Consider the following 7,720-nt stretch of genomic DNA (forward strand, 5'->3'; position numbering starts at 1 on the left):
TAAAATTCAGATGGGGTAAAAGAATCCCCACCTGAATTAAGAACTTGCTTCAATCGTAAATATCACATCCAGGAGCATTATTTTAAAACCAGAGCAGTGATGAAGGTATTTAAAGAAAGATAATGTAGAAACTATATAGATAATATGGGTAGGCGAAAATCATAAAGAATTTTAGAGAGAAGGATGTATAATGAAAAATATTAGTTGTGACATAAAAAGAATGGAAGATAAAATTGTTACATTTAGTAAATTCGGTGATACTGGGAAAGGTGGTATAACAAGGTTAGCTTTATCAGAAGCAGACCTTCAGGCAAGAGCAGAATTCTGTAAGAGAATGAAGCTACTTGGCGCAGAGATCGTAACAGATGATATGGGAAATATATATGCCACATTTAAGGGATCAGAAGATCTTCCTCATATTGCCATGGGATCACATTGCGATTCAGTAGTACAAGGTGGAAACTATGATGGTATTTTAGGTGTACTTACAGGAATGGAAGTAGCTGAAACTATTGCTACAGAGAAAATTCCACACCGCCATCCAATTACAGTTATGATCTGGACCAATGAAGAAGGGGCTCGTTTCGACCCTGCCATGATGTCATCAGGTGTTATTACTGGTAAATTTGATAAGGAAAAGATGTTGGCGTCAGAGGATATTGAAGGAATGACTTTTGGTGAAGCTCTTGATGCAAGCGGATATAAGGGTTATGAGAAGAACAGAATGAATCCTAAGGACTATATGGCTTTTCTAGAATTGCATATTGAGCAGGGGCCAGTGCTTGAAGCTGCAAAAATGGATATCGGCGTTGTAGAAGGCGTTGTTGGAATGGTCAATTATGAATTTGAATTTATCGGCCAGGCCGGTCATGCTGGAACCGTTCCTCAGAAAATGAGACAGGATGCTCTTTTAGCAGCTTCCGAGGCTATTCAGTATCTGCATAGAGAACTTGATAAACTTGATGAAAGACTAGTTTATACTACTGGTAGAATTATTTGTTCACCTAATGTACATACAATTATACCGGATGATGTTAAGTTTACCTTGGATGCAAGACATCAAGACCCGGCAGTAGTACAGCAAGTGGTTGAAGTCATTAAGAGAATTCCTTCTGAACTCGCAAAGTGTAAGGTTAGCTACAAGGAATTGTGGTCACGTAAAACCGTCAGTTACAATGAAGAATTCGTGAATTTCGTTGAAAAAAATGCAAATCTTTATGGATACTCCAATATGAGAATGTACAGTGGTCCTGGACATGATGCTCAGTTTGTAGCTGATATGCTGCCTGTAACTATGATATTTGTTCCAAGTATTGGCGGACACAGCCATTGTGAAATAGAAAAAACCCCTGTGGAGAATTGTTTAAAGGGGGCCAATGTATTACTGCAAACAGTTTTGGATATTGATAAGAAGTAGAGGTATCTCTTTAGTTTCAGTGATGCATTAGTTGAAAAGACTTTCCTAGAAAAAGGATTTATCCGATGACTAGCCGCTGTAACACTCCATCGCACTCTGTGAAAGTGATTCACATAAAATTAAAAATTTTGGTTCTCTACTTTTCTAAAGGTGGAGATAACATCGGCACGTCCCTGGATAATTCATCTAAACTCAGTGGGAATACAAACTCCCACTGAGTAAGATTCATTGATAATGCCATGGTTTCCTCTGAAGCAATTTCTCTAAAAATATTGAAAAGGTTGCTGATAATGTTGCAGTATTCTTAAATGTAATTAAAGGTAAAAAAATTAAATTGGTAAAAATTTTCTGAAATTACTATATAAATTAATAAATTAAAAATTTAAAGTAAATAATATTAACATATTGATAATTTTTAGAAATTCATTTAAACTTAGTGAGAGCAAAAAAATTATTTAAAAAACTAAATTAAAGAGGAGTGAAGTTTATCATGAAAGAAGAAATGTATGAATTAAAAGAAGACATAAGTGGAAGCAAATTATACAATAAAGACCTTGCCCCTACAGCTATTGAGGATAGAAAATGGAATACCTACAATTATACAGCATTATGGATAAGTATGGCGCATTGTATACCTACTTATATGATGGCTGGAGGACTTATTGCCCTAGGAATGAATTGGATACAGGCACTAATAACTATTACACTTGGTAATATTATTGTTTTAATACCAATGTTATTAAATGCTCATCCTGGAGCTAAGTATGGAATTTCCTTTCCAGTTTTAGCGAGAGCTTCTTTTGGAACAAAGGGTGCTAATATACCGGCGGTGCTGAGGGCTATAGTTGCTTGTGGATGGTTTGGTATAAATACTTATATAGGTGGAAGTGCACTAAATGTACTATTTTCATCAATAATACCAGGATGGAAAACTATGGGCGGAAGCTTTACCATACTTGGATTAGCATTACCTAATGCCATAACCTTCATGATATTCTGGGCACTACAGATATATATCATATATAAGGGAATGGATGTAGTTAGAAAGTTTGAAAACTGGGCTGCTCCAGTGGTATTAATACTTGCACTTATTCTTGTAATTTGGGCAGTTTATACTGCACACGGTTTTGGACCATTATTTAATGAACCAAGTAAATTTAAAACTACAGGAGAGTTTATAAAGGTATTTATTCCTTCGTTAACGGGTATGATTGGTTTCTGGGCGACATTATCACTTAACATACCTGATTTTACAAGATTTGCAAGAAGTCAAAGAGAACAGATGATAGGTCAGGCTATCGGTTTGCCACCAACTATGACAATATTCTCAGCAATGGGTATAATAGTAACTTCAGCTACTGTTGTAATATTTGGAAAAGCAATGTGGGATCCTGTTGATATAGTTTCAAAATTCACAAATCCTATAGTACTTTTCATAGGTTTTGCTGGAATAGTTATTGCATCATTATCTGTTAATATAGCAGCAAACATTGTTTCACCAGCAAATGATTTTTCAAACATGATGCCAACACGTATCGATTTTAAAACTGGAGGACTTATTACAGGTATTTTAGGTATAGTTATTATGCCTTGGAGACTTTTATCTGACCCTAGTGGATATATATTCAATTGGCTTGGAACTTATTCAGGAATACTTGGACCAATTGCAGCAATTATAATTTGTGATTATTGGATTACTAGAAATAAAAAACTTAATCTTAAAGATCTTTTTTCTGAAAATGGAATTTACAGTTATTCAAATGGTTTTAATAAAAGCGCAATTATAGCATTAATAATTGGAGTTGTTGTAGCTCTTATAGGTAAGGTAGTTCCAGCATTAGCAGGAATAGTTGACTACTCATGGTTTGCAGGTTTTGGAGTATCCTTTATAGTTTATTTGTTACTAAACCCTAGAGGAAAAGCAACTGGTACTGAAGAGACAGGAACAGAAGGAGCTTCAGCTATATAACAACACATTTAAATAATAAACTTATTAAGATATATAATTAGATTATATATAAAGCTACCTAAAAGTACATTAAAGTATATAGTTTATAGATTGTTTTAAGTATTTATCAGTTTTAATGAACATTAACTTATAGACCATTAGTATTAGCAAGTTTTATTTTAGGAGTGTTAATATTAATGGTTTAAGATTTTTTAGTTACAAATGATATTTGGCCAAAGTAAATTCCTATTGAAAATACTAGATTTTAAATAAGTAAAATATATTATAAATGAATTGAAAAATCAAAGAAAAATTTATAGAGGAGGTGAGCTTTAGTGGGATCTTGTACTTATAATACATCTTCTTACTAAAGATAATTATGGATATAGTAATTAAAAATGGGACCATAGTAACAGCTACAGATACTTTTAAAGCTGATATAGCAATTAAAGATGGAAAGATTCAGGCTATAGCTACTGACATAGATGCAGGAAATGCAGAGGTAATAGATGCGGAAGGAAAGCTTGTTTTACCTGGTGCTATAGATGCCCATACTCATTTGGCAATGCCTTTTGGGGGGACAGTTTCATCAGATGATTATGAGGCAGGAACAAGAGCTGCTGCTTGTGGTGGAGTTACTACAGTATTTGATTTTGCACTTCAGACTAAAGGAGAAGGAATTATTGAAACAGCTAAGAGAAGAAACAAAATTTGTGAACCTCAGGCTTGTGTAGATTATGCTTTTCATGTGGCAATCACAGATCTAAGACCAGAGGTGCTTGAAGAATTCCAAACTGCTGTGGATTATGGAATACCTAGCTTTAAGGTATTCATGGTTTATAAAAAAGAAGGTCTTATGGTAGATGACGGAGTACTCTGCAAGATATTAAAGAAATCTAAGGAGACAGGAGCACTTATAAGCGTTCATGCTGAAAATCCAGATTTAATAGATTTAAGAGTAGAGCAATTTTTAAAGGAAGGAAAAACTTCAGCTTGGTATCATTACTTAAGTCGCCCTGAATTTGTAGAAGCAGAGGCTGATAAGAGAGCTATTCACTGGGCAAAAGCGTTAAATGCTCCACTTTATATAGTTCATCTTGCAAATAAAGAGGGAATGGAAGAAGTTAAAAGGGCAAAGGATGAAGGCTATGAGATCTATGCAGAAACTTGTCCTCAGTATTTACACTTTACAAGTGATGTGTATAAGAGAGAAGACGGAAGAAATTTTGTTTGCTCACCGCCAATGAAGGGTCAGGAAAGCCAGGATGCTTTATGGGAAGGTATAAAGACAGGAGATATTGCAACTATTGCTACAGATCATTGCCCTTTCCAAAGTTATGAGAAGGATTGGGGAAAAGATGATTTTACAAAGATTCCAAATGGTTGTATGGGTATAGAAAACATGTATCCTTATATGCTTAGTGAGGCTAACAAGGGTAGAATTTCATTTAACAAGGTAGTAGAACTTTGTTCATCAAATCCAGCTAAGATATTTGGTTGTGCTCCTGCAAAGGGAACTATAATGCCGGGTAGTGATGCGGATATAGTGATTTATGATCCTAATAAGGAGTTTGTGGTTTCAAAGGATAATATGCATTCAGATGTGGATCATACTATTTGGGAGGGTACTGAACTTAAGGGGTATCCTGTTATGACTTTTTCAAGAGGTCGTATAGTGTTTAAAGATGGAGAGTTTTTAGGAGAAGCTGGCTGGGGCAAGATGCTTAAACGTAGAAGAAAATAGGATCACTTGAAGTGGGGGTGTGTTTTTTAAAATAAGTCTCAAAACTAATGGTATATCTTCATTTAGGATAACGTGCAGCTTCAAAAGAAAATCTAAAGTTTTGCTTAGTTTAAAACACTATGACTTTTAAACTCCCTTCGGCCAGACAGTAAAAGTCACTTAACGTGTTTCAAACACGCAAAACTAAGATTTTCTAGTATTTGCTGCAATGTTATCTACAACGCAAATATACTATTATGAGATTCATTTTAAAATCTTACAATGAAGGTTAAGGTACTTCAAGTTATTGATGAATAGAGAAAATTATTTTAGCTAATAGATGTAAGAAATGAATAGACAAGTATATTGGAGCTTTAGGAAGTATTATTAAGTTTGATGTGTTTAATTTAGTGTTATGGAATTTAGTCATTTGAGAATACATGAACTTTTATTAGTTTGCATGTTAGAATAAGTCATTGTTAATTTGATTGAAAATTTTAAATATTAGAACTATTAAGCATATGAGTATATAAATATTTGATTTAGAAATATACTGCATAGTTAGCAGTTTATTATATAGAATTTAGAAAATAGTATGGATATAGTGAAATAATAAGTGAAATTTTCATATATCAGAGTGTTCATTATATCTATGAGATGAAATTATCTTAGCAGAGTACTGAGAAGATGATTATAGGATAAATAAAATTGAGCAAGAAATGGAGGAAAATTATTATGATTAAAAAGAAAGTGACAAAAACTATGATTATAGAAGAAACAGCAAGATGTCTTTTGTGTTATGATGCACCTTGCAGCAAGGCATGTCCGGTGGGATTTAATCCATCTAAGAATATGAGGTCTGTTAGATTTCAAAATTTTAGGGGTGCTGCGGAAGCTGTAAAGAGAAATAGTGAAGTGGTAGGAAAATGTGGTGAGGCTTGTAATAACGGCAGATTTTGTCAGAGAAATTGTATACGAGGAAAGATAGACAGGCCTATTCAGATAAATATGGTTCATGAATTTTTGGTAGAAGATAAAAATAAGAGTGAGGGAGATGTTTAATTATGAAAGATTTATCAATAGAGTTTTGTGGTGTAAAATGTGAGAATCCTTTTTTTCTTTCCTCATCGGTAGTTGGAAATAATTTTGAGATGTGTGCAAAAGCTTTAGAAATGGGATGGGGTGGAGTTGTTTTTAAAACTATTGGTTTTTATGTATCAAAGGAAGTTTCACCTCGTTTTGATACTATAGGAAAAGAGGGAACTCCTTTTATAGGTTTTAAAAATCTGGAACAGATTTCAGAGCATTCTTTGGAGGAAAATTTAGAGTGGATGAGACGGCTTAAGGAGAAATATCCAACTAAGATTTTAGTAGCTTCTATAATGGGACAAAATGAGCAGGAGTGGACGGATCTGGCAAAGTTAGTTACTGAAGTAGGTGCCGATATAATAGAATGTAATTTTTCTTGTCCTCAAATGGCAGACAATAATATGGGATGTGATGTTGGACAGAATCCAGATTTAGTTAAAAAGTATTGTGAAGCAACTAGAAGGGGAACTAATTTACCTATACTTGCTAAGATGACACCTAACATAGGAAATATGGAGGTTCCTGCAATTGCTGCTATGGAAGGTGGAGCAACAGGGCTTGCTGCAATAAATACTATTAAAAGTATTACTAAAATAGATTTAGACAGCTTTTTATCATATCCAATAGTTAATGGTAAATCATCTGTTTCTGGTTATTCTGGAAAAGCTGTAAAGCCTATAGCACTAAGATTTATACATGACTTAGCAAAGAATGAAACCCTCAAAGGAGTACCTATAAGTGGTATGGGTGGTATAGAGACCTGGGAAGATGCTGCGGAATTCATACTTCTTGGATCTACTAACCTTCAAATTACCACAGCTGTAATGCAATATGGATATAGAATAATTGAAGATTTAATAAGTGGATTGTCCTATTACATGGAGGATAAGGGATTTGATAAACTTGAAGATATGGTTGGACTTGCCCTTAAAAATATAGTTCCAGCTGAAGAACTGGATAGAAGCTTTATTTTGTATCCTTCTTTTGATGAAAATATTTGTGTAGGTTGTGGGAGATGTTATATTTCCTGTTATGATGGAGGCCATCAGGCTATAAAATGGGAGGCAGATAGTCGAAAACCAATTTTACTTCAGGATAAATGTGTAGGATGTCATCTATGTGCTAAAGTATGTCCGGTAATGGCTATAAGTTCAGGAGATATTAAGTATAAGGATACAATCTAGATTATATTTTATAAATTAAAAAAATAAAGCAAAATATTTTATCAATATGTAAATTTAATTTTTATATAAACATATAATCTTAGCCAATGTAAATGATTTCTTGTCATTTGTTAAAATATCAAATATAAATATTGTTTATTGATAATTTAACATAAAAATATAAAAAAAATTAAAAAATGTATTGATTTTATTATTAAAAGATAATATACTCATATTAACGCAGTTTTATTGCTGAATTTTAATAAATATTAATATGATTGTAAATTTTATTACACAGAATTAAAATAATAAATTTAATTTGTTTAGGAGGATTTTATAAATGAGACAGGTAGCTATTTATGGAAAAGGTGGAATAGGTA

The 7,720-nt window shown here is 33.2% G+C and carries 5 protein-coding genes; all 5 read left to right on the forward strand.

The genetic code is table 11. The features are described from left to right. Window positions 1-190: 190 nt before the first annotated feature. The 5 genes from ABF633_RS20075 (at window position 191) to preA (ending at window position 7,361) form a co-directional block, all read left to right on the forward strand. Window positions 191-1,417 carry a Zn-dependent hydrolase gene (locus tag ABF633_RS20075; protein WP_415526386.1) on the forward strand — a complete coding sequence of 409 codons (1,227 nt, stop codon included), beginning with the start codon at window positions 191-193 and terminating at the stop codon, window positions 1,415-1,417. A 490-nt stretch (window positions 1,418-1,907) separates the two neighbouring features. Then, window positions 1,908-3,386, forward strand: a complete 1,479-nt coding sequence (locus ABF633_RS20080) for an NCS1 family nucleobase:cation symporter-1 (RefSeq protein ID WP_415526388.1) — start codon at window positions 1,908-1,910, stop codon at window positions 3,384-3,386. A gap of 358 nt (window positions 3,387-3,744) precedes the next feature. Further along, a complete protein-coding gene (hydA, locus tag ABF633_RS20085; RefSeq protein ID WP_415526390.1) occupies window positions 3,745-5,109 on the forward strand; it encodes a dihydropyrimidinase in 1,365 nt (454 codons plus the stop codon). Window positions 5,110-5,823: 714 nt separating this feature from the next. Beyond that, window positions 5,824-6,150: a hypothetical protein gene (locus ABF633_RS20090; protein ID WP_415526392.1), complete on the forward strand. Its 327-nt coding sequence runs from the start codon at window positions 5,824-5,826 to the stop codon at window positions 6,148-6,150. 2 nt (window positions 6,151-6,152) lie between these two features. After that, the gene (preA, locus tag ABF633_RS20095) at window positions 6,153-7,361 is read left to right on the forward strand and encodes an NAD-dependent dihydropyrimidine dehydrogenase subunit PreA (RefSeq protein ID WP_415526394.1); all 1,209 of its coding nucleotides are present in this window, start codon (window positions 6,153-6,155) and stop codon (window positions 7,359-7,361) included. Window positions 7,362-7,720: the final 359 nt, after the last annotated feature.

Source organism: Clostridium sp., from assembly GCF_047718555.1.
Classification (GTDB): Bacteria; Bacillota; Clostridia; order Clostridiales; family Clostridiaceae; genus Clostridium_I.

Bases quoted from the DNA above. Each gene is read 5' to 3' on its own strand.
- ABF633_RS20090 (WP_415526392.1), top strand. From the start codon at position 5,824: ATGATTAAAAAGAAAGTGACAAAAACTATGATTATAGAAGAAACAGCA.
- ABF633_RS20075 (WP_415526386.1), top strand. From the start codon at position 191: ATGAAAAATATTAGTTGTGACATAAAAAGAATGGAAGATAAAATTGTT.
- hydA (WP_415526390.1), top strand. From the start codon at position 3,745: ATGGATATAGTAATTAAAAATGGGACCATAGTAACAGCTACAGATACT.
- ABF633_RS20080 (WP_415526388.1), top strand. From the start codon at position 1,908: ATGAAAGAAGAAATGTATGAATTAAAAGAAGACATAAGTGGAAGCAAA.
- preA (WP_415526394.1), top strand. From the start codon at position 6,153: ATGAAAGATTTATCAATAGAGTTTTGTGGTGTAAAATGTGAGAATCCT.